Annotated in this window: 17 protein-coding genes; 11 read left to right on the forward strand and 6 right to left on the reverse strand. The window is 70.9% G+C overall.

Going from position 1 to position 20,969, the window contains the following annotated elements:
- Positions 1–97: 97 nt before the first annotated feature.
- Complete coding sequence (locus tag ACWGKT_RS07600) at positions 98–961, forward strand: phosphatase PAP2 family protein (protein WP_453272869.1); 864 nt, start codon at positions 98–100, stop codon at positions 959–961.
- 282 nt (positions 962–1,243) lie between these two features.
- On the opposite strand, the gene ACWGKT_RS07605 is transcribed toward ACWGKT_RS07600, so the two are convergent.
- Entirely contained in the window at positions 1,244–4,240 is a 2,997-nt protein-coding gene (locus ACWGKT_RS07605) for a bifunctional [glutamine synthetase] adenylyltransferase/[glutamine synthetase]-adenylyl-L-tyrosine phosphorylase (protein WP_453272870.1), read from the reverse strand.
- A gap of 170 nt (positions 4,241–4,410) precedes the next feature.
- Between ACWGKT_RS07605 and ACWGKT_RS07610 the strand changes: the two genes are divergently transcribed.
- The 5 genes from ACWGKT_RS07610 (at position 4,411) to ACWGKT_RS07630 (ending at position 9,343) form a co-directional block, all read left to right on the forward strand.
- Complete coding sequence (locus tag ACWGKT_RS07610) at positions 4,411–4,917, forward strand: pyridoxamine 5'-phosphate oxidase family protein (RefSeq protein ID WP_453272871.1); 507 nt, start codon at positions 4,411–4,413, stop codon at positions 4,915–4,917.
- Positions 4,918–5,167: 250 nt separating this feature from the next.
- Complete coding sequence (locus tag ACWGKT_RS07615) at positions 5,168–6,019, forward strand: alkaline phosphatase family protein (RefSeq protein ID WP_453272894.1); 852 nt, start codon at positions 5,168–5,170, stop codon at positions 6,017–6,019.
- Between the two features lies 1 nt (position 6,020).
- Positions 6,021–7,424: an MFS transporter gene (locus ACWGKT_RS07620; protein ID WP_453272872.1), complete on the forward strand. Its 1,404-nt coding sequence runs from the start codon at positions 6,021–6,023 to the stop codon at positions 7,422–7,424.
- Complete coding sequence (locus tag ACWGKT_RS07625; RefSeq protein ID WP_453272873.1) at positions 7,421–8,440, forward strand: TolB family protein; 1,020 nt, start codon at positions 7,421–7,423, stop codon at positions 8,438–8,440. Before ACWGKT_RS07620 ends, ACWGKT_RS07625 begins: the two co-directional genes overlap by 4 nt.
- Positions 8,441–8,611: 171 nt before the next feature.
- On the forward strand, positions 8,612–9,343 hold the full coding sequence (locus tag ACWGKT_RS07630; protein WP_453272874.1) for a hypothetical protein: 732 nt from the start codon (positions 8,612–8,614) through the stop codon (positions 9,341–9,343).
- Between the two features lie 12 nt (positions 9,344–9,355).
- Here ACWGKT_RS07630 and ACWGKT_RS07635 read toward each other — a convergent pair whose 3' ends face one another.
- Positions 9,356–10,495, reverse strand: a complete 1,140-nt coding sequence (locus ACWGKT_RS07635; RefSeq protein WP_453272875.1) for a SpoIIE family protein phosphatase — start codon at positions 10,493–10,495, stop codon at positions 9,356–9,358.
- Positions 10,496–10,669: 174 nt separating this feature from the next.
- A complete protein-coding gene (locus ACWGKT_RS07640; protein ID WP_356141744.1) occupies positions 10,670–12,031 on the reverse strand; it encodes a glutamine synthetase family protein in 1,362 nt (453 codons plus the stop codon).
- Between the two features lie 304 nt (positions 12,032–12,335).
- Between ACWGKT_RS07640 and ACWGKT_RS07645 the strand changes: the two genes are divergently transcribed.
- Positions 12,336–13,523, forward strand: a complete 1,188-nt coding sequence (locus tag ACWGKT_RS07645) for a globin domain-containing protein (protein WP_453272876.1) — start codon at positions 12,336–12,338, stop codon at positions 13,521–13,523.
- 150 nt (positions 13,524–13,673) lie between these two features.
- Here ACWGKT_RS07645 and ACWGKT_RS07650 read toward each other — a convergent pair whose 3' ends face one another.
- Complete coding sequence (locus ACWGKT_RS07650; RefSeq protein WP_235460677.1) at positions 13,674–14,111, reverse strand: RrF2 family transcriptional regulator; 438 nt, start codon at positions 14,109–14,111, stop codon at positions 13,674–13,676.
- A 144-nt stretch (positions 14,112–14,255) separates the two neighbouring features.
- On the opposite strand from ACWGKT_RS07650, the gene ACWGKT_RS07655 reads away from it, so the two are divergent.
- The 4 genes from ACWGKT_RS07655 to ACWGKT_RS07670 all read left to right on the forward strand — a co-directional run bounded on the left by ACWGKT_RS07655 (position 14,256) and on the right by ACWGKT_RS07670 (position 19,829).
- Positions 14,256–14,927, forward strand: a complete 672-nt coding sequence (locus ACWGKT_RS07655) for a DUF3105 domain-containing protein (protein ID WP_453272877.1) — start codon at positions 14,256–14,258, stop codon at positions 14,925–14,927.
- Positions 14,924–15,547 (forward strand): DUF305 domain-containing protein, encoded by a 624-nt coding sequence (locus ACWGKT_RS07660; protein WP_453272878.1) that lies wholly within the window; start codon positions 14,924–14,926, stop codon positions 15,545–15,547. The genes ACWGKT_RS07655 and ACWGKT_RS07660 overlap by 4 nt, the downstream gene beginning before the upstream one ends.
- Before the next feature lie 208 nt (positions 15,548–15,755).
- The gene (locus ACWGKT_RS07665) at positions 15,756–17,693 is read left to right on the forward strand and encodes a S53 family peptidase (RefSeq protein ID WP_453272879.1); all 1,938 of its coding nucleotides are present in this window, start codon (positions 15,756–15,758) and stop codon (positions 17,691–17,693) included.
- Positions 17,694–17,780: 87 nt separating this feature from the next.
- Positions 17,781–19,829 (forward strand): NAD(+) synthase, encoded by a 2,049-nt coding sequence (locus tag ACWGKT_RS07670; protein ID WP_453272880.1) that lies wholly within the window; start codon positions 17,781–17,783, stop codon positions 19,827–19,829.
- A gap of 28 nt (positions 19,830–19,857) precedes the next feature.
- Here the strand turns inward: ACWGKT_RS07670 and ACWGKT_RS07675 are convergent, their stop codons facing one another.
- The gene (locus ACWGKT_RS07675; protein ID WP_356141730.1) at positions 19,858–20,058 is read right to left on the reverse strand and encodes a DUF397 domain-containing protein; all 201 of its coding nucleotides are present in this window, start codon (positions 20,056–20,058) and stop codon (positions 19,858–19,860) included.
- On the reverse strand, positions 20,030–20,893 hold the full coding sequence (locus ACWGKT_RS07680; RefSeq protein WP_453272881.1) for a helix-turn-helix domain-containing protein: 864 nt from the start codon (positions 20,891–20,893) through the stop codon (positions 20,030–20,032). Before ACWGKT_RS07680 ends, ACWGKT_RS07675 begins: the two co-directional genes overlap by 29 nt.
- Between the last annotated feature and the right edge of the window lie 76 nt (positions 20,894–20,969).

The following is a 20,969-nucleotide window of genomic DNA, read 5'->3' on the forward strand; positions in this document are numbered from 1 at the left end:
TAGGAGAGCCGGGAGTCCGTGCGCCGTAGGACATGCGTCACGGACCCGACCTTGGGATGATCTGTCGAAGAAGGCTTTTCTGGCAGACTCTGTGCCCATGAGTGACTCGACCGTGACAGAACCGGAAGGTCGCAACCAGGTGGCCGTTCCGCAGGCCGTCACGGGCGAGGGCGGGCAGGGACTTCTGCGTCGGATGCGCACTCCCCGGCGGCCCCGTCTCTGGTTCGAGATCCTGCTGATCGCGGTGAGTTACTGGACGTACTCGCTCATCCGCAACGCGGTCCCGGAGCAGCGGGGCAAAGCACTGCACAACGCCGACTGGCTGTGGCGGCTGGAGCACCACCTGGGCCTCGCCGTCGAGGAGTCGGTCAACCACGGCCTGAACTCGGTGTCTTGGCTGATCGTGGGCATGAACTACTACTACGCGACGCTGCACTTCGTGGTGACGCTGGGTGTGCTGGTGTGGCTGTACCGCAGCCATCCCGGCCGCTACGCGGCGACCCGTCTGGTGCTGTTCGCGACGACGGGCGTCGCCCTGGTCGGCTACTACCTGTTCCCCCTGGCCCCGCCCCGCCTGATGCGCGGCGGCCACTTCATCGACACCGTCATGGTCCACCACACCTGGGGTTCCATGGCGTCCGGCGATCTGAAGAACATGTCGAACCAGTACGCCGCGATGCCGTCCATGCACATCGGCTGGTCCCTGTGGTGCGGGCTGACCATCTTCGCGCTGGCCTCCGTGCCGTGGGCGCGCGTGCTGGGCCTGCTCTACCCGGCGACCACCCTGCTCGTCATCGTCGCCACCGCCAACCACTTCTGGCTCGACGCGGTCGGCGGCATCCTCTGCCTCGCCTTCGGCTTCACCGTGGCCCGGCTCTGGTACGGCGCCCTGCCCCACGCCCTCCCCCGCCCGGCACCCCACAGGAGCACGGACGGCCCGCTGCTGCCGAGCGAGACCTAGCTAGCTAGGGGGTGTCGTTTGGATCATCCCGGCGTCGCGGGCCCTGGCACGCACTCCCCAAGCTCTTCGAGCAAGGGGGGACCCCCTGCCGCGTTGTCGTCACTCGCCGACTCCCCCAAGTTCTCGACTTCGCTCGAACAGGGGGTACCCCCATGACCCCGCTCGGGTCGGCCGATCCGCACCGTTCGTCACGGCCGGCCTGATCCAAACGACACCCCCCAGGGCCGGTCCGGCGGCCACTGCTGAGCTTCCGGGCAAGGGCCGGGGCGTCCGTCCGGTGGCTCACGCGTCGTAGAAGAGTTCTTCCACCACCGTGCGGGCCCGGCGGGTGGTGCGGCGGTAGGCGTCGAGCATGTCGCCGACGTGGCCGTCGCCGTAGCCGAGGTAGCGGCCGACCGCGGCGAGCTCGCGGCCGTCGGTGGGGAAGGTGTCGCCGGCCCGGCCGCGGACCAGCATGACCGCGTTGCGGACCCGGGTGGCCAGCACCCAGGCCTCGTCCAGGGTCTCGGCGTCCTCGGTGGAGATCAGGTCGGCCGAGCGGGCGGCGGCCAGCGCCTCGCGGGTACGGGTGGTGCGCAGGCCCGGCTCGACCCAGCCGTGCCGCAGCTGGAGCAGCTGGACCGTCCACTCCACGTCGGACAGGCCGCCGGGGCCGAGCTTGGTGTGGAGCTTCGGGTCGGAGCCGCGCGGCAGCCGCTCGGACTCCATGCGGGCCTTCAGCCGCCGGATCTCGCGCACCGCCTCGTCGCCCAGGCCCTCCACCGGGTAGCGCAGGGGGTCGATCAGGTCGACGAAACGGCGGCCCAGGTCCTCGTCCCCGGCGACGGGGTCGGCCCGCAGCAGCGCCTGGGACTCCCAGACCAGGGACCAGCGGCGGTAGTACGCCGCGTACGACTTGAGGGTGCGCACGAGCGGCCCGGACTTGCCCTCCGGGCGCAGGTCGGCGTCGATGAGCAGCGGCGGGTCGGCGCTGGGGGCCTGCAGCAGACGACGCATCTCGGCGACCACCTTGTTGGCCGCCTCCGAGGCCTCCCGTTCGTCGACGCCCTCCCACGGCTCGTGCACGAACAGCACGTCGGCGTCGGAGCCGTAACCCAGCTCGTGGCCGCCGAAGCGGCCCATGCCGATGATCGTGAACCGGGTGGGCAGGGTGTCGCCCCAGCCCTCGCGGACGACGGCCCGCAGCGTGCCCGCGAGGGTCGCCGCCGTGAGGTCGGAGACCGCGCTGCCGACCCGGTCGACCAGCGCGCCCTGGTCGGGCTCGGCGGGGTTCGCCTCGGTGCCGTAGGAGTCGACGATGTCCGCGGCGGCCGTACGGAACAGCTCGCGGCGGCGGACGCCACGGGCGGCGGCGACGGCCTGCTCGGCGTTCTCGGCGCGGCCGACCGCGGCGAGGATCTCCTGTTCCAGGTGGACGCGGACGCGCGGTTCCAGCCCGCTGCCGCGGTCCCCGTCGCCGAGCAGGGCCACCGCCTCGGGGGCGCGCATCAGCAGGTCGGGGGCGAGGCGGCCGGCGGACAGGACGCGGGCGAGGTTCTCCGCCGCCGCGCCCTCGTCCCGCAACAGCCTTAGATACCAAGGGGTCTTGCCGAGCGCGTCCGAGACCTTGCGGAAGTTCAGCAGGCCCGCGTCCGGGTCGGCCGAGTCCGCGAACCAGCCCAACAGGACGGGCAGCAGGGTGCGTTGGATGGCGGCCTTGCGGGTGACGCCGGAGGCCAGCGCCTCCAGGTGGCGCAGGGCGGTGGCGGGGTCCGCGTAGCCGAGGGCGACCAGCCGTTCACGGGCCGCCTCGGCGCTCAGCCGGGCCTCGCCCGGGGCGAGTTGGGCGACGGCGTCGAGCAGCGGGCGGTAGAAGATCTTCTCGTGCAGGCGGCGTACGACACCGGTGTGCCGCTTCCACTCGCGGGTCAGCTCGGCCACCGGGTCGGCGCGCAGCCCGAGCGAGCGGCCGAGGCGGCGCAGATCGGCGTCGCTCTCGGGGACGAGATGGGTGCGGCGCAGCCGGTAGAGCTGGATGCGGTGCTCCATGGAGCGCAGGAAGCGGTAGGCCTCGTCGAGCTGGGAACCGTCGGCGCGGCCGACATAGCCGCCGGCGGCCAGGGCCTGCAGGGCGTCCAGCGTGGTGCCGCTGCGCAGCGAGGCGTCGGAACGGCCGTGCACCAACTGCAGCAGCTGGACGGCGAATTCGACGTCCCTGAGGCCGCCGGGGCCCAGCTTCAGCTCGCGGTCGACCTCGGCGGCGGGGATGTTCTCGACGACGCGGCGGCGCATCTTCTGCACGTCGGCGACGAAGTTCTCGCGCTCGGCGGCCTTCCAGACCAGCGGTTCGACGGCGGCGATGTACTGCTGCCCGAGCTCCAGGTCCCCGGCCACCGGGCGGGCCTTGAGCAGCGCCTGGAACTCCCAGGTCTTGGCCCAGCGCTGGTAGTAGGCGAGGTGGCTGCTGAGCGTGCGCACGAGGGGGCCGTTGCGGCCCTCGGGGCGCAGATTGGCGTCCACGGGCCAGATCGAGCCCTCGACCGTGGTCTCCGAGCAGATCCGCATCATGTGCGAGGCGAGCTTGGTGGCCGACCTGAGCGCCTTGCCCTCGTCGGCGCCGTCGGCGGCCTCCCCGACGAAGATCACGTCCACGTCGGAGACGTAGTTCAGCTCGTGACCGCCGCACTTGCCCATCGCGATCACCGCGAGCCGGCACAGCGCGGCGTCGTCGGGCGCGGCGGCCCGCGCGATGCCGAGCGCGGCCCGCAGGGTGGCGGTGGCCAGGTCGGCGAGCTCGGCGGCGGTCTCGGCGACGCCGGTGGTGCCGCACACGTCGCGGGCGGCGATGGACAGCAGGCAGCGGCGGTAGGCGACGCGCAGGGAGACCGGGTCGGTGGCCTGCGCGAGGCCCCGCTCGAACTCCTCCACCCCGGGGTGCAGGTCCCGCGGCTCGTACGTGACCAGCGCCTCCCAGTCGCGCGGATGCCGGGTGAGGTGGTCGGCGAGGGCGGCGGAGGCGCCGAGGACGCCGAGCAGTCGGTCGCGCAGCGGCTTGGCGGCTATCAGCGTGTCCAGGAGCTCGCGGCGGGCCGTGGGACCGGGCTGGGCCTCCAGCAGCCGCACCAGGCCGTGCAGGGCGAGGTCCGGCTCGGCGGTGGCACCCAGTGCCTCCAGGAGGAACGGGTCGTTGCGCACGGGTGCGAGTTCGTCGCTGTCCAGCAGCCGCTCGGCGGCCGAGGGGTCCGTGAATCCGTGCCGCAGCAGCCGAGTGAACGTACTGCTCCTGCGCCCCGGCGTCATCCGCGGCCTCCCCTCGGATCAAGGTCGTCCTGGCCCGAGCCTAACCGCACCGGCCGACACCGGCTCCGGGGCGGACACCGATGAGTTCCGCCGCCGTGCCCGGTCTCATCGGCGGGGAGACCGTCGACCGGTCCCCCTGCGCGGGCAAACCGCCGATCCGAGGAGGCGCCATGCAGGAACCCCAGGGCGAGCTGGACCGCCGTTACTCCGACCCGGACGCCGCCGCGCCCGCCTGGTCCACGGTGGCGGAGCGGCTCGCCGCGGCCGAGCTGTTCTGGATCTCCACCGTACGGCCGGACGGGCGACCGCACGTGACTCCGCTGCTCGCGGTGTGGGCGGACGGCGCGCTGCACTTCTGCACCGGCCCCGAGGAGCGCAAGGCACGCAACCTGGAGCACGACCCGCACGTCGTCCTCACCACCGGCACGAACACCTGGGACAAGGGCTACGACCTGGTGGTGGAGGGCGAGGCCGTGCGGGTGTCCGACGAGGGGCGGCTGCGCGCCCTGGCGGCCGCGTGGCAGGCGAAATACGGCAGTGGCTGGCGCTTCGAGGTGCGCGACGGGTCCTTCCATCACGACTCCGGACGGGCCGTCGTCTACTCGGTGACCCCGGGGACGGTGTTCGGCTTCGGAAAGGGCGAACCGTTCAGTCAGACCCGGTGGCGCCGCGCATAGCCCCCGGGGGAGGCTGCGCGAGCCGGGTGTACCGCAAGCGGGCCACCGGACCGCCCCACCGAGTGCCGGCTCAACTGGCCCACACTCAGGAGTAGTTCACACGGTCTTCATCCGCCCGGTTGCGGCCCGTGAGGAACGGGAATGATGGCGTGCGCATGCTCTGTCCGCACCGCCAACCCCGTCCTTCCCCCCTCCGGAGGTTGATGTGTCCGGCAGTTCTGCCAGCTCGGCGTTTCGCCGTGCCCGCACCATGGTGGCGTCCGGTACGGCCCTGGCCGCGGCCGCGATCGGGCTGTGGACCGGCCTCGGCAACGGTTCCGCGCACGCCGCGGGCGCCGTGCCTTCCCCGGACCACGTGGTCGTCGCGGTCTTCGAGAACCACGCCTACAGCCAGGTCATCGGCTCCTCCGGCGCCCCGTACATCAACTCGCTGAGGACCGGCGGCGCCAACCTCAGCCAGTCCTACGCCGAGACCCACCCCAGCCAGCCGAACTACTTCGCGCTGTTCTCCGGCTCCACCCAGGGCGTCACGGACGACAGCTGCTACACCCCGGGCTTCTCCTCGAAGGCGAACCTGGCCTCCGAGGTGATCGCCGCGGGTCGCACGTGGGCCGGCTACAACGAGTCGCTGCCCAGCCAGGGCTCGACCACCTGCGGCAGCGGCCGCTACGCGCGCAAGCACAACCCGTGGTTCGGCTTCAGCAACGTACCGACCTCGACGGCGAAGACGTTCGCCCAGTTCCCGAGCGACTACTCCACGCTCCCGCAGATGTCGTTCGTGGTCCCGAACCTGTGCAGCGACATGCACGACTGCTCGGTGTCGACCGGTGACACCTGGCTGAAGAACAACCTGGGCGCCTACGCCACCTGGGCCAAGACCCACAACAGCCTGCTCGTCGTCACCTTCGACGAGGACAACCGGCTCAGCGGCAACCGTATCCCGACCGTCCTGTACGGCCAGCAGGTGACGCCGGGGTCGTCCTCCTCCACCACCTACAACCACTACGACCTGCTGCGCACCCTGGAGGACACCCAGGGCCTCTCCGCGCACGCGGGCAACGCGGCCTCCGCCAGGGACATCACCGGCATCTGGGCGCCGTGACGTGTACGTAGCGGACAGCCGCGCGAGCTCCCCCAAGCTCTCGAATCCGCTTGAGCAGGGGGGACCCCCATCTGCGCCGGCCTCCGCGGAGGGCGCCGACCGGCCCGTTGTGGCCGGGCGGCGCCGTGCCGCGGTCGCCCCCACGGTGCTCGCGCTGGGCACGGTCAGTCTGATCACCGACGTCTCGTCCGAGATGGTCACCGCGGTGCTGCCGCTGTACCTGGTGGCGGGCCTGGGCCTGTCGCCCCTGGGCTTCGGCCTCCTGGACGGCATCTACAACGGCTTCTCGGCGCTGGTCCGGCTGGCCGGGGGCCACCTGGCCGACCGGGGCGGGGGCCGCCACAAGGGGGTGGCCGGGCTCGGCTACGGCATCTCGGCCCTGTGCAAGCCGCTGCTGCTGCTCGCGCACTCCCTCACGCCCATCGGCCTGATCCTGGCCGCCGACCGCACCGGCAAGGGCCTGCGCACGGCGCCCCGCGACGCGCTGATCTCCCTGTCCAGCACGCCCGAGACCCGTGGCCGCTCCTTCGGGGTGCACCGCGCGATGGACACGGCGGGCGCGCTGCTCGGACCCCTGGTCGCCTTCCTGATCCTGCGGGCGACGGTGGACGGCTACGACGCGGTGTTCACGGTGAGCTTCTGCGTGGCCGTGACGGGTGTGCTGGTACTGGTGCTGTTCGTGCCGGGCAAGCGGGTGCCGGTCGCGCCGCCCCCTGAAGCCCCTCAGGGGAGCGAGGACGGTCCGGCGCAGACCGACGCCGCGGCGCAGCCGGCCACGGACGCGGTGCGGCCCACCCTGCGCGCCGCGCTCGCCCTCCTCCGGCGGCGCGATCTGCGCCACCTCACGGTCTGCGCCCTGCTGCTGGGCCTGGCCACGGTCAGCGACTCCTTCATCTACCTCCTGCTGCAACGCCGGCTCGGCGTCCCCGACCGCTGGTTCGCCCTGCTGCCACTGGGGACCGCCGCGGCGTTCCTGCTCCTCGCGGTGCCGCTGGGCCGCCTGGCGGACCGCGTCGGCCGCTGGCGGGTGTTCCTGGCGGGCCACGGCTCCCTGCTCCTGGCGTACGCCCTGCTGCTCACCTCCTGGCACGGCACCGCCCTGCCGTACGCGGTCCTCACCCTGCACGGCGGCTTCTACGCGGCCACCGACGGCGTGCTGATGGCGGCGGCCTCGGACCGCGTGCCCGAGGAACTGCGCTCGTCGGGCCTGGCCGTCGTCCAGACCGGACAGGCGCTGGCACGGTTCGCCTGCTCGCTCCTGTTCGGCGCGGCGTGGACGCTGTGGGGCGACCGTACGGCCCTGGTGGCGGCGACCGCGGCGCTGGCGGCGTGCGCGGCGTTCTCCTACACCCTCCGCCCGAAAAGCCCGACCCCTCTGCGCCCGAAAGGCACGGCAACGGGATGACCGTACGCACCCGCATCCTGATCCTGCTCGGCGCCGTCGCCGTCCTCGCGGCCGTCGGCCTGGCCTCCGTCCTGCACGCGTCGGCCCGGGCGGACCGCCGCGACCACACCCAGGCCGGCGGCCCCGAGGTCACCTCGGGCAAGGTCACGCTCACGGGCCCCGGCCGCATGGTGTTCCGCAACATGGCCTGGGGCCCGCACCGCGACGAGCTCACCACGGTCCCGGCGGCGGACCCGGCCGGCCCGCGCACCGCCTCGGGCGTCAAGTGCCTGCGTTTCTACGCCGGATCGGGCACCGGAGTGTGCCTCCAGGCGGTGCACGGAGCCGTCTCCGACACCTACCGCGCCCTGATCCTGGACTCCCGCCTGCGCACCCGGGACCGCTACGACGTCCCGGGCATCCCGTCCCGCGCCCGGGTCTCCCCCACCGGTCGGTACGCCGCCTGGACGGCGTTCGTGGGCGGTGACTCGTACGCCGGTACGAACTTCTCCACGCGCGCGGCGATCGTGGACACCCGCACGGGCCGGCTGATCCCGTCCCTGGAGGACTTCCGGATCGTCAAGGACCGCCGTCCCTACCGCGCGGCGGACGTGAACTTCTGGGGCGTGACGTTCGCCGGGGACGACCGCACGTTCTACGCGACGCTGGCGACCGGGGGGCACACCTATCTGGTCCGGGGCGACCTGCGCGCACGTACGGTCACCACCCTCCACACCAACGTCGAATGCCCCTCCCTCTCCCCCGACGGCACCCGCATCGCCTACAAGAAGCGGGTGGCGGCCCTCCCGAAGGACGCCCCCTGGCATCTGTACGTCCTCGACCTGCGCACGATGCGCGAGACGCCGCTGGCCGAGTCGAGAAGCGTGGACGACCAGGCGGTGTGGAAGGACGCCCGCACGATCGTGTACGCCCTGCCCGGGGACTACGGCGCCGATCTGTACGAGGTCCCGGCGGACGGCTCGGGGCGGGCGCGACGGATCAGCACGGCGGCGGTGTCACCCGCGTATCTGCACTGACCGCAAGCTGCTTCGCGTGCTTGGCGTGCTGCTCGTGCTGCTCGTGCTCCTCGGCAGGGGCTGGCGACTTCTTACCGATCGCTGACGCCCCGTCGGCAGGACGCCCGTTCGGCCCCGTCCGCCTCTAGCGTGATCGACGAACGCCCTGAACATCGCTGGAAAGGCGAGAAGATGACTGTCGAGACGCTTGCGGTCTGCGCTTACCCGGACTGCACCCATCCTCCCGCGGCGCCGACGCCCGAGGACCCGGCGCCTCGTTACTGCGCTCACCCCGACCACAACGCGCTCGGGGCCTTCCGCAAGTTCCGCGCCAAGCGGCAGCAGCGCAAGGAGGAGAAGCGTCAGGTGGCCGAGGCCAAGAAGGCGGCCAAGGCAGGGGCCGACACCCAGTCCGGGGAGCCGGCGGAGGCCGTGCAGGCCGCAGAGGCGGTACTGACGATGGAATCCGCGCGGGACGGGGCCGCGGGCGGCCGCGACGATCTCCTGGCGCTCATGGCCCGGCTGGCCACGGATCTGCCCGTCTACATCGAGGAGTTGGCCATCGTCACGGACTCGGCCGCCGCCGAGGCGCGCATCGAGACCGTGACCAAGGCCTCGGCCCAGCGGACCCTGGCCGCCGAGCAGCGCACGGCGCTGGCGGAAGAGGCCGCGGAGATGGCCATCGCCGAACTGGACGACGCCAAGGAGAGGTTCGAAGCGGAGACGGAGAAGATCCGCAAGGAGACGGCGCAGCAGGTGGCCGACGCCGAGTTCGTACGGGCCGAACTGGACCGCTACCGCGAGCGGGTCGCGCAGCTGGAGGAGCGCCTCGACAAGGTGCGCGAGGAGGCGGACACGGCCCGCAGGGAGCGCAGCGACCTCGCCCTGGAGATAGAGCGCCACCGCACCGCCCCCAAGAAGTAGCAAGCGGCCCCTTCACAGGCGCACGACGACCAGGGCGGTGTCGTCGGTGGCGTCACCGGGCGGGAGCAGGTCTGCGAGCACGGCGTCGGCGAGGGCTTCACAGTCGTCTGCCCAGTGCCGGGCCAGGGAGTCGGCGAGCCGGGCAAGACCGGTGTCGATGTCCTCGCGCCGGCGTTCGATCAGGCCGTCGGTGTAGAGCACGAGAACGTCGCCCTCGCAAAAGGCCGCGGTGGCCTGGACCCGGGGAGCGTGCTCCGGGCGGGCGGCCAGCGGCGGATCGGTGGCCTGGTCCAGGAACTCCACGGTCCCGTCCGTCCGGCGGAGGGCCGGTGGGGGGTGACCGGCGCTGCTGTAGGTGATGGTGCCGGTCTCCCAGTCGATGAAGGCCGTGGCCACGGTGGTGTTCTCGGCGCCGTCGACGGTGCGGGCGTAGAGCCCGAGGACTTCCAGGGCGCTGGCGGGCCCCTCGGAGACCAGACAGGCGGCGGTGAGGGCGCTGCGCAACTGCCCCATGACACCGGCGGCGGGCAGGCCGTGGCCGACGACGTCGCCGACGACGACGGCGATGCGGCCGCCGGGCCGGTCGATGAGGTCGTACCAGTCGCCGGCCACGTTCAGCGCCGCGGCGGCGGGCCGGTAACGCACGGCCGCCGGATGCCGGCCGACCGGACGGGGAGCGGGCAGCATCGCCTCTTGCAGGCTCAGCGCGACTTCACGGGCACGGATGAGTTCGGTGACGTCCTCCACCCGGTGCAACAGCAGTGCCACCTGACCGTCCGGACCGAAGACGGGAACGTTGGTCAGGGTCATATACCGCTCCTGCCGTGCCCCGGGATCGTCCGGGTCCTCCATGTCCTCGATTTCGTAGCGCACCAGTGCCATGGTGTCGGGCTCACCGGTGTCCGCCACCCGGCGCAGCGACGCCGAGATCTTGGACAGGAGGGGCGCGTCGGGGTCGCTGTCGGGGAGGTCGTCGGGCAGGTGACGACCGACCGTTTGCTCGCGGGTGCGGCACAGTCGCTTGCGGGTGAGGCCCACGTGGCGCAGGAACTGCACGTTGGCGTCCACGTAGACCAGCTTCGGGGTCAGCAGCGCCACCGCCCCGGGCAGGGCCCGGAACACCGCCGCGTAGTCGACCTTCGGTTCCGTCATGACTTTCCTGCCTTGCCACAGCGCAGCTGCGTCTCTTCTCACGATACGAGCGGGGAGTCACGGCTCGCCCCATGACGCCGTGCGCGCACGAACCGATGAGACACGACAGGGCCGACGGTCCACGACCGTCGGCCCCAAGAGATCGACACGGCGAAAACCCGCCCCGACCTGCGCCTACAGCACCGGCAGATTCTTCCGCAGCTCGAACGCGGTGACCTCGCTGCGGTACTCCTCCCACTCCTGGCGCTTGTTGCGCAGGAAGAAGTCGAAGACGTGTTCGCCGAGGGTTTCGGCGACCAGGTCGCTGCGTTCCATCAGGGAGAGGGCCTCGCCGAGGTTCTGCGGCAGGGGCTCGATGCCCATGGCGCGGCGCTCGGCGTCCGAGAGGGCCCAGACGTCGTCCTCGGCGCCCGGCGGGAGCTCGTAGCCCTCCTCGATGCCCTTGAGGCCCGCGGCGAGCAGCAGGGCGTAGGCCAGGTAGGGGTTCGCGCCGGAGTCCAGGGAGCGGACCTCCACGCGTGCGGAGCCGGTCTTGCCGGGCTTGTACATCGGGACCCGGACCAGGGCCGAGCGGTTGTTGTGGCCCCAGCAGATGTACGAGGGGGCCTCGCCGCCGGCGCCCGCCGTGCGCTCGGAGCCGCCCCAGATGCGCTTGTAGGAGTTCACCCACTGGTTGGTGACGGCCGAGATCTCCGCGGCGTGCTTGAGCAGGCCCGCGATGAAGGAGCGGCCGACCTTGGAGAGCTGGTACTCCGCGCCGGACTCGTAGAACGCGTTGCGGTCGCCCTCGAAGAGGGAGAGGTGGGTGTGCATGCCGGAGCCCGGGTGCTCGGAGAAGGGCTTCGGCATGAAGGTCGCGTGTACGCCCTGCTCCAGCGCCACCTGCTTCATGACCAGGCGGAACGTCATGATGTTGTCCGCCGTGGACAGCGCGTCGGCGTAGCGCAGGTCGATCTCCTGCTGGCCGGGGGCGCCCTCGTGGTGGGAGAACTCGACCGAGATGCCCATCGACTCCAGCATGGTGATCGCCTGGCGGCGGAAGTCCATGCCGACGTTCTGCGGGGTGTGGTCGAAGTAGCCGGAGTTGTCGGCGGGGGTGGGGCGGGTCCCGTCGAGGGGGCGGTCCTTCAGCAGGAAGAACTCGATCTCCGGGTGGGTGTAGAAGGTGAAGCCCAGGTCGGAGGTCTTGGCCAGGGCGCGCTTGAGGACGTAGCGCGGGTCGGCGAAGGACGGGGAGCCGTCCGGCATGAGGATGTCGCAGAACATGCGGGCGGTGCCGGGGGCCTCGGCGCGCCACGGCAGGACCTGGAACGTGGAGGGGTCCGGCTTGGCGATCATGTCGGACTCGTAGACCCGGGCGAAGCCCTCGATGGCGGAGCCGTCGAATCCGATGCCCTCGTCGAAGGCCTGCTCCAGCTCGGCGGGGGCCACGGCCACGGACTTGAGGAAGCCCAGCACGTCCGTGAACCACAGGCGTACGAACCGGATGTCGCGCTCCTCCAACGTCCGGAGCACGAACTCCTGCTGCTTGTCCATCTTCCGCTTCCCCATCCTTGCTGGTCAGGCCGCCTTTCCCCGGTGCCACCGGAGGCGGTCGGGCACCTGAGCATCACACCACAACAGCGTTTCACGCGCGTTGCGGACCTTGATCGCCCGGGCGACCTCGGCCTGAACTCGTCGCATCCGGCAGGTGTACCGCTCTGTTGCCCATCTTGCCTGCTCGAACCGACATCCGTAACGGCCGGAACCGATCACCGGCCTCGTGCTTAATTTGCATCTCAGATGCAAGTTTTATTACGGTGCCGGTGCAGTCGATCCATGGAGTTCCCGAGGAGACCCGATGCTGTCCGATCAGTCCGCCACCACCGTCCGTGCCACGCTCCCCGCCGTGGGGGCCGCCATCGGCGAGATCACCGCGCGCTTCTACTCCGGTCTCTTCTCCGCCCACCCCGAGCTGCTGCGTGACCTGTTCAACCGTGGCAACCAGGCCGCCGGTACCCAGCGGCAGGCCCTGGCGGGTTCGATCGCCGCGTTCGCGACGCACCTCGTCGACCAGCCGGAGCGGCGGCCGGACGCGATGCTGGGCCGCATCGCGCACAAGCACGCCTCGCTCGGCATCGCGCCGGAGCAGTACGCGATCGTCCACGAGCACCTCTTCGCCGCCATCTCCGAGGTCCTCGGCGAGGCCGTCACGCCGGAGGTCGCGGCCGCCTGGGACGAGGTCTACTGGCTGATGGCCAACGCCCTGATCGCCATCGAGAAGCGGCTGTACGAGGAGAGCGCGGACGAGGCCGGGTGGCTTCAGTGGGAGGTCACCGAGCGGATCACGGAGACCACCGACGTGGTCACATTCCGGCTCCGGCCGCTCGACGGCGGGCCGGTGCGGGACTTCCGGGCGGGCCAGTACGTCTCGGTGGGCGTGACGCTGCCCGACGGCGCCCGGCAGATACGCCAGTACAGCCTCTCCGGGGCGCCCGGCACGGACGTGCGGCAGATCAGCGTCAAGCGGGTGCCCGAGGACGCCACGACGCCGGAGGGCGAGGTCTCGAACCACCTCCACGCGCGCGTGGCGGAAGGCAGCGTGCTGGAGCTGTCCGCGCCGTACGGCGATCTCGTCCTGGACGAGGTCACCGACACCCCCCTGCTGCTCGCCTCCGCCGGTATCGGCGTGACCCCGATGGTCGCGATGCTGGCGCACCTCGCCGAGAGCGGTCACCGCGCCCCGGTCACCGTGGTGCACGCCGACCGCACCCCGGCCGACCACGCGCTGCGCACGGACCACGAGGCGTACGCCGCCAAGCTCCCGGACGCCGCCGTGCATCTCTTCTACGAGCGGGACGCCGAGCCCGGCACGCGCACGGGGCTCCTCGACCTGGGCGACGTCCCGGTCCCGTCCGGCACGCGCGCGTACCTGTGCGGTCCGCTGCCCTTCATGCGCGCCGCCCGGGCCCAGCTGATCGCCAAGGGCGCGGCCCCGGCCGACATCCACTACGAGGTGTTCGGCCCCGACCTGTGGCTGGCCGGCTGAGAACCCCTCTCCCGAAAGTCCCGTCGTCCGCCCGCTGGGCGGGGCCGGCGGGACTTTCGCTGTGCTGCTAGGCCCTGTCGTCAAACTCCCGCCTGCCCCGCGACGCCAGGCCCGCCCTCCGGGCGGACGACGCGAGTTTGACGACAGGACCTAGGGGCGTCGGCCGGAGATCCCCAGCAGCAGAGGGCCGGTCGGGTCGGCGACGATCTCGTCCACCGTCACCGGGTCCAGGGCCGCGAAGAACGCCTCCTGGGCCCGGCGCAGGGCGCCGCGCAGGCGGCAGCCGGAGTTCAGCGGGCAGGGCGTGGCGCCCTCGCAGTCGACGACGTCCCCCTCGCCCTCGAAGGAGCGCACCACGGCCCCGACGGACGCCGTGCGCCCCTTCTCGCTCAGCGCGAGCCCGCCGCCCCGGCCGCGCCGGGCGTCGACGAGGCCGAGGTGCTGGAGCTCGGCGACGACCTTGGCGGCATGCGTGTACGGCACCTCCATGTCCGCCGCGACCTGCCGGGTCGTGGGATGGGACGGGCCGGCGACGGCGAGCCGCATGAGGACCCGCAGGGCGAGATCGGTGGAACGCAACAGCCGCATACCCCGCAGCGTAGATAATGCGCATTCAGGGTTCAAATTAACTTTGGCGCGCCCTCCCTACGGAAGGGCACCGCTTCAGGATTACGATCAGCGGGCCCAACCGTCACGTCCGTCCCGGCCCTTTCCCCCAGAAGGACATCAGCCATGGGTTCCGCCAAGAACAGCAACGCCGCGCGCAGGGCGCGCATAGAGGAGATGCGGCGCGCCGAGCAGGTGCGCGAGCGCCGCAACCGGTTCCTCGCCATCGCCGCGAGCGTGGTGGTCGTCGCCGGTCTCGTCGTCGGCGGTGTCGTGCTCGTGAACTCACAGAAGGACAAGGGCGCCGACAAGGCCGACACGGCGAGCGACGCGAAGAACTCCGGCCACTTCGTCATGGGCAAGGACGGCGTGCAGACCTGGAAGGGCACGCTGGGCCGCACGCACGTCACCTCGACCGTGCGGTACCCGATGGAGCCCCCGGTCGGCGGCAACCACAACCCGGTCTGGCAGAACTGCAACGGTGACGTCTACACCAAGCCGGTCAAGAACGAGAATGCCGTGCACTCGATGGAGCACGGCGCGGTCTGGGTGACGTACAACAGCAAGGCCTCCAAGCAGGACGTCGAGGCGCTCGCGGCGAAGGTGAAGAAGACGCCGTACACGCTGATGAGCCCGGACGACGACCAGAAGGACCCGATCGTGCTCAGCGCCTGGGCGCACCAGCGCACGGTGACGGGGGCGAAGGACCCGAACGTGGACACGTTCTTCGCGGAGTTCGTGCAGGGCAAGCAGACGCCCGAGCCGGGCGCGGCCTGCACCAACGGGCTCTCGCAGTGAGGCATGTGGCACTGATCGCGGGGGCCGCGGCGGCGGTGCTCGTCGCGGCCGGCGCGATCACCTATGCCGTCGCCGAGGGCGACGACTCCACCGCGACGACGCCGGGCGCACTGTCGGCGGACGCCGGGTTCGCCCGGGACATGGCCGTCCACCACCAACAGGCCGTCGAGATGTCGTACATCGTGCGCGACCGCACGAAGAACGAGGAAGTGCGCCGGCTCGCCTACGACATAGCCCAGACGCAGGCCAACCAGCGCGGCATGCTGCTGGGCTGGCTGGATCTGTGGGGGCTGCCCAAGGTGTCGTCCGAGCCGCCGATGACCTGGATGGGCATGGGTGACATGGCCTCCGGCAAGGACGGCGCGCTGATGCCCGGCATGGCGACGAACACCGAGCTGAAGAAGCTGAACACGCTCAGCGGCAAGCAGGCGGAGGTCCTGTACCTCCAGCTCATGACGGACCACCACAAGGGCGGCATCCACATGGCCGAGGGCTGTGTCGCCAAGTGCCAGGTCGACGTGGAGAAGCGGCTCGCGCAGGGCATGGTCGACGCGCAGCGGTCGGAGATCGAGTTGATGGCCGGGATGCTCAAGGAGCGCGGCGCCGCGCCCCGTTCGTGACACGTCCACCCGGACGAAAGCCGCAATTCACCCCGGATGACTGTTCCTTGAGATTCTCTTGACTTTTGCCTTCCCCTGGCATGAACGGTTCATCGAAAGAGTGGCCCCCATCGTGTGATCCATTCGCGGGCCGACGCCGCCGCGGGCCCCGAGCGGATCGCAGATGACCAACCACTACATGCATGCGAACCGCATCGCAGGGGGTTCTATGAGATCCAACCGCGCCAAGACGCGCGCCGTGGTGAGCATGGCAGCGACACTGCCCATGATCGCCGGTGCGCTGGCGCTCGGCATACCCGCGGCGCACGCCGCGGACCCGGGCCGGAACGCGCTCACCGGCACCAGGCCCACCTGGGCCACGGCCACGGCGGACAAGGGCGCCACCTCGAACGACGCCCAGCTCTCCGCCCGGGTGTACCTGGCCGGCCGCAACGCCTCCGGCCTCGCCGCCTACGCGAAGGCGGTCTCCGACCCGTCCTCGCCGCTGTACGGCAAGTACCTGAACGCCAAGCAGGTGCAGGCGCGCTACGGCGCGACCAAGGCGCAGGTGGCCGCAGTCAAGACCTGGCTGAACTCGGCCGGGCTGAAGGTCACGAAGGTCACGCAGCACTACATCGCCGTCACCGGTGACGTGTCCGCCGCCGAGAAGGCGTTCGGCACCCAGCTGCACAACTTCGTCAAGGGCTCCAAGACGTACCGCGCGCCGCAGCACACCGCCTCGGTGCCGGCGGGTCTGAAGGGCGCCGTCCTGACCGTCACCGGCCTGGACAACGCGCCGCACAAGTCGAGCCACGACGAGCAGCTGCCCCCGCCGGACGCGGTGTTCAAGAACTCCGGGCCGTTCTCCTCGTACTTCGGCTCGAAGATCGCGACCACGCTGCCGGACGCGTACGGCTCGAAGATCCCGTACGCCATCAAGGGCTACACCGGCAAGCAGCTGCGCTCCGCCTACGGCGCCGGCACCAACACGGGCAAGGGCGTCCGCGTCGCCATCACGGACGCGTACGCCTCTCCGACCATCGCCTTCGACGCGGCCAGCTACGCGAAGAAGCACGGTGACTCGGCCTACACCACGGGCCAGCTGCACCAGGTCCTGCCCAAGAACTACACGAAGACCAAGGAGTGCGGGGCGGCCGGCTGGTACGGCGAGGAGACCCTCGACGTCGAGGCCGTGCACGCGGTCGCGCCGGCCGCGGACATCACGTACGTGGGCGCCGCCTCCTGCTACGACGACGACCTGCTCGACTCGCTCAGCAAGATCGTCGACAACCACCTGGCCGACATCGTCTCCAACTCCTGGGGCGACATCGAGGCCAACCAGACGCCGGACCTCGCGGCCGCCTACGACCAGGTCTTCCAGCTGGGCGCGGTCGAGGGCATCGGCTTCTACTTCTCCTCCGGTGACAACGGCGACGAGGTCGCCAACACCGGGACGAAGCAGGTCGACACCCCGGCCAACTCGGCGTGGGTGACCGCGGTCGGCGGTACCTCGCTGGCCGTCGGCAAGGACGACAAGTACCAGTGGGAGACCGGCTGGGGCACCGAGAAGGCCACGCTGTCCGCGGACGGCAAGAGCTGGACCGGCTTCCCCGGCGCGTTCACCTCGGGTGCGGGCGGTGGCACCAGCAAGACCGTGCCGCAGCCGTACTACCAGAAGAACGTCGTCCCGAAGGCGCTGGCCACGGCCAACAACGCCGCCGGCAACCGCGTCGTCCCGGACATCGCGGCCATCGCCGACCCGAACACCGGCTTCCTGGTCGGCCAGACCCAGACCTTCCCGGACGGCACGGAGCAGTACAGCGAGTACCGCATCGGCGGCACCTCGCTGGCCGCGCCGGTGATCGCGGCGGTCCAGGCCCTGGCCCAGGAGGCGCGTGGCGGCAAGGCGCTCGGCTTCGCCAACCCGGCGATCTACGCCAAGTTCGGCACGAAGGCCTACCACGACGTCACGGACAACCCCACCGGCTCCGGCCTGGCGGTGGCCCGTATCGACTTCGTGAACGGCTTCGACGCCACCGGCGGCCTCGCGACCTCGGTCCGCAGCCTCGGCAAGGACAGCTCGCTGTCCGCGGTGAAGGGCTACGACAACGTGACCGGCGTGGGCACGCCCGCGAACGGCTACGTCTCGTCGTACAGTCGCCACTGATCCGCTGACGCGGTAGGCGCCAGGGGGCGTGGGGTGCTCGACACCCCACGCCCCCTATCGCGTCGCTCTGACGATTACACTGGGCGCGTGCCTCCGTTGAACTTCTGGTCGATCTACCAGCATGGCTTCGCCCGCGTCGCCGCGTGTACGGGTCACACCGTCATCGCGGACCCGCACGCCAACGCCGAAGCGGTCCTGCGCCACGCACGCCGGTGCGCCGAGGAGGGCGTCGCCGTCGCCGTCTTCCCCGAGCTGGGGCTGTGCGGCTACTCCATCGAGGACCTGCTGCTGCAGGACGCGCTGCTCGACCAGGTCGAGGAGGCCCTCGGCGAGGTGGTGGCCGGGTCGGCGGACCTGCTGCCGGTACTGGTCGTCGGCGCCCCGCTGCGCCACCGCAACCGGATCTACAACTGCGCGGTGATCGTGCACCGCGGCCGGATCCTCGGTGTGGTCCCCAAGTCGTACCCGCCGAACTACCGGGAGTTCTACGAGCGCCGACAGATCGGCGACGGCGCCGACGAACGCGGCGGATCGATCCGGTTCGGCGGCGAGAGCGTGCCGTTCGGCGTGGATCTGCTGTTCGCGGCCGAGGACGATCCCGGTCTCGTGCTCCACGCCGAGATCTGCGAGGACATGTGGGTGCCGGTGCCGCCCAGCGCGGAGGCGGCCCTCGCCGGTGCGACCGTCCTCGTCAATCTCTCGGGCAGCCCGATCACGGTCGGACGGGCCGAGGACCGCAAGCTGCTGTGCCGCTCGGCGTCCTCCCGCTGCCTCGCCGCGTACGTCTACGCGGCGGCCGGCCTCGGCGAGTCGACCACCGACCTGTCCTGGGACGGCCAGGCCATGGTCTACGAGAACGGCGCGCTGCTGGCCGAGACCGAGCGGTTCCCCCTCGGCGACGAGTACGCGGTGGCCGACGTGGACCTCGACCTGCTGCGGCAGGAACGGCAGCGGACGGGCACGTTCGACGACAACCGCCGCACGCACAGGGCGCGGACGAGCGACTTCCGCACGGTCGCCTTCGAACTCGACCCGCCGCTCACCGACCTGGGGTTGCGCCGTCGCCTGGAGCGCTTCCCGTTCGTGCCGGCCGACGCCGACCGCCTCGCCCTGGACTGCTACGAGGCGTACAACATCCAGGTCGAAGGCCTCCAGCAGCGCCTCGCGGCGATCGGCGGCCCGAAGGTGGTCATCGGGGTGTCCGGCGGCCTGGACTCCACGCACGCGCTGATCGTCGCCGCCCGCGCGATGGACCGCGCGGGCCGCCCGCGCAGCGACATCCTGGCCTGGACCCTGCCCGGCTTCGCCACCAGCGACCACACCAAGGACAACGCCCACAAGCTGATGAACTCGCTCGGCGTCACCGCGGCCGAGCTGGACATCACGCCGACGGCACGGCTGATGCTGCAGGAGATGGGCCACCCGTTCGCCTCCGGCGAGCCGGTGTACGACGTCACCTTCGAGAACGTGCAGGCGGGCCTGCGCACGGACTACCTCTTCCGGCTGGCCAACCAGCGCGGCGGCATCGTCCTCGGCACCGGTGACCTGTCGGAGCTGGCGCTCGGCTGGTCCACGTACGGCGTGGGCGACCAGATGAGCCACTACAACGTCAACTCGGGCGTGCCGAAGACGCTGATCCAGCATCTGATCCGCTGGGTCATCAGCAGCGGCCAGTTCGACGAGGAGACCGGCAAGACGCTCGCCGCGATCCTCGACACGGAGATCAGTCCGGAACTGGTGCCGGGTGAGGAGATGCAGTCGACGGAGTCGAAGATCGGGCCGTACGCACTGCACGACTTCACGCTCTTCCACGTACTGCGGTACGGCTTCCGGCCGTCGAAGATCGCCTTCCTGGCGTGGCACGCCTGGCACGACCCGGAGGCCGGCGCCTGGCCGCCGGGGTTCCCCGAGGCCAAGCGGGCGGCGTACGACCTGCCGGAGATCCGACGCTGGCTGGAGGTCTTCTGCCGCCGCTTCTTCGGGTTCGCACAGTTCAAGCGCTCGGCCATGCCGAACGGACCGAAGGTCTCGGCGGGGGGTTCGCTCTCACCGCGGGGTGACTGGCGTGCGCCGTCGGACAGCTCCGCGCGGGCGTGGTTGCGGGAGCTGGCGCGGTTCGACGATTCGGAGGGGTGAGGGGCCCGCCGGCCCCTGGGCCCCTGGTTCAGCTCTTGAGTGAGGTGATGAAGGGGGCCCAGGCGGTGGGGGTGAGGATCAGGGCGGGGGCTTGGGGGGTCTTGGAGTCGCGGACGGGGACCAGGCCGGGGAAGTCGCGGGTGACTTCGACGCAGTTGCCGCCGTCCCCATTGCTGTAACTGCTCTTCAGCCAGAGCGCGTCACTCAAGTCGATCCGGTTGCTTGCCATTTAGGTAATCCTCTGCCGCTGCCTTGATCATGTCGAGGGACGTGTCTGGTGACAGCGCGACGGCCCTGAGCCGATCGTATGCCTTGCGGTACTGCTTCACGAGGGCCGGATCGTCGATGGTGTCACCGCTGTAGGACGCCTCGGTGTAGATCAGCGGCGGCGCGTCCGGGAAGGTCATCACCATGATGGAGGCGGCCATCAAGGGATACGCGCCGCACGTCCGCGGAACGATCTGCGGAGTGATCCGGCGCCGCTCGGCCAACTCCACGACCTGGTCCAGCTGTTCGGCCATCTCCAGCGGGGGAAGGATCGGATCCGCGATCAGCGACTCGTGCAGGACAGCCCAGTACTCCGGGGTGGAGTGATCCTCCTCGAAGAGGCGGGCGCGGGTGAGTCGGGCCGCCACCTTCTCCTCGACCCACCCGTCGGAGGCCACCGGGTGCGCCGACCGGACCAACGTCCGAGCGTACGGGGCGGTCTGGAGCAGCCCGGGGAAGGTGATGGGGCACCACTCCTCAATGGACTCCGCGTACTTCTCCGCCTCCAGGACCTTCTCGAAGTACGCAGCATGCGGCCCCCTCCGCGCCTTGCGCACATCCTCACAGTGCCGCTCGAAGAACCCGTCGGTGTTGAGCACCCGGTCCGCATGCCGGGCCAGATCGAGCGGCATCCTCCGCTCCCCGTGCTCGATGTCGCTGAGGTACGTCTTGCCGTAGAAGCTGCCTTCGAGGAACGCCTCCAACGACATCCCCGCCGCCTCCCGCTTCCACCGCAACTCCTTGCCGTAGAAGGTCGGGACGCTCATCGAGCCGTCAATGTCCTTGCGCCGTGCCATGGTTCACCTTCCGCTGTCCCGGTCGCGAACGCGAAACCTCTTTCACGGTAGCGACCCCGGCGACAGTCTGTGAGGC

It is taken from the genome of Streptomyces sp. NPDC054794 (assembly GCF_053611585.1).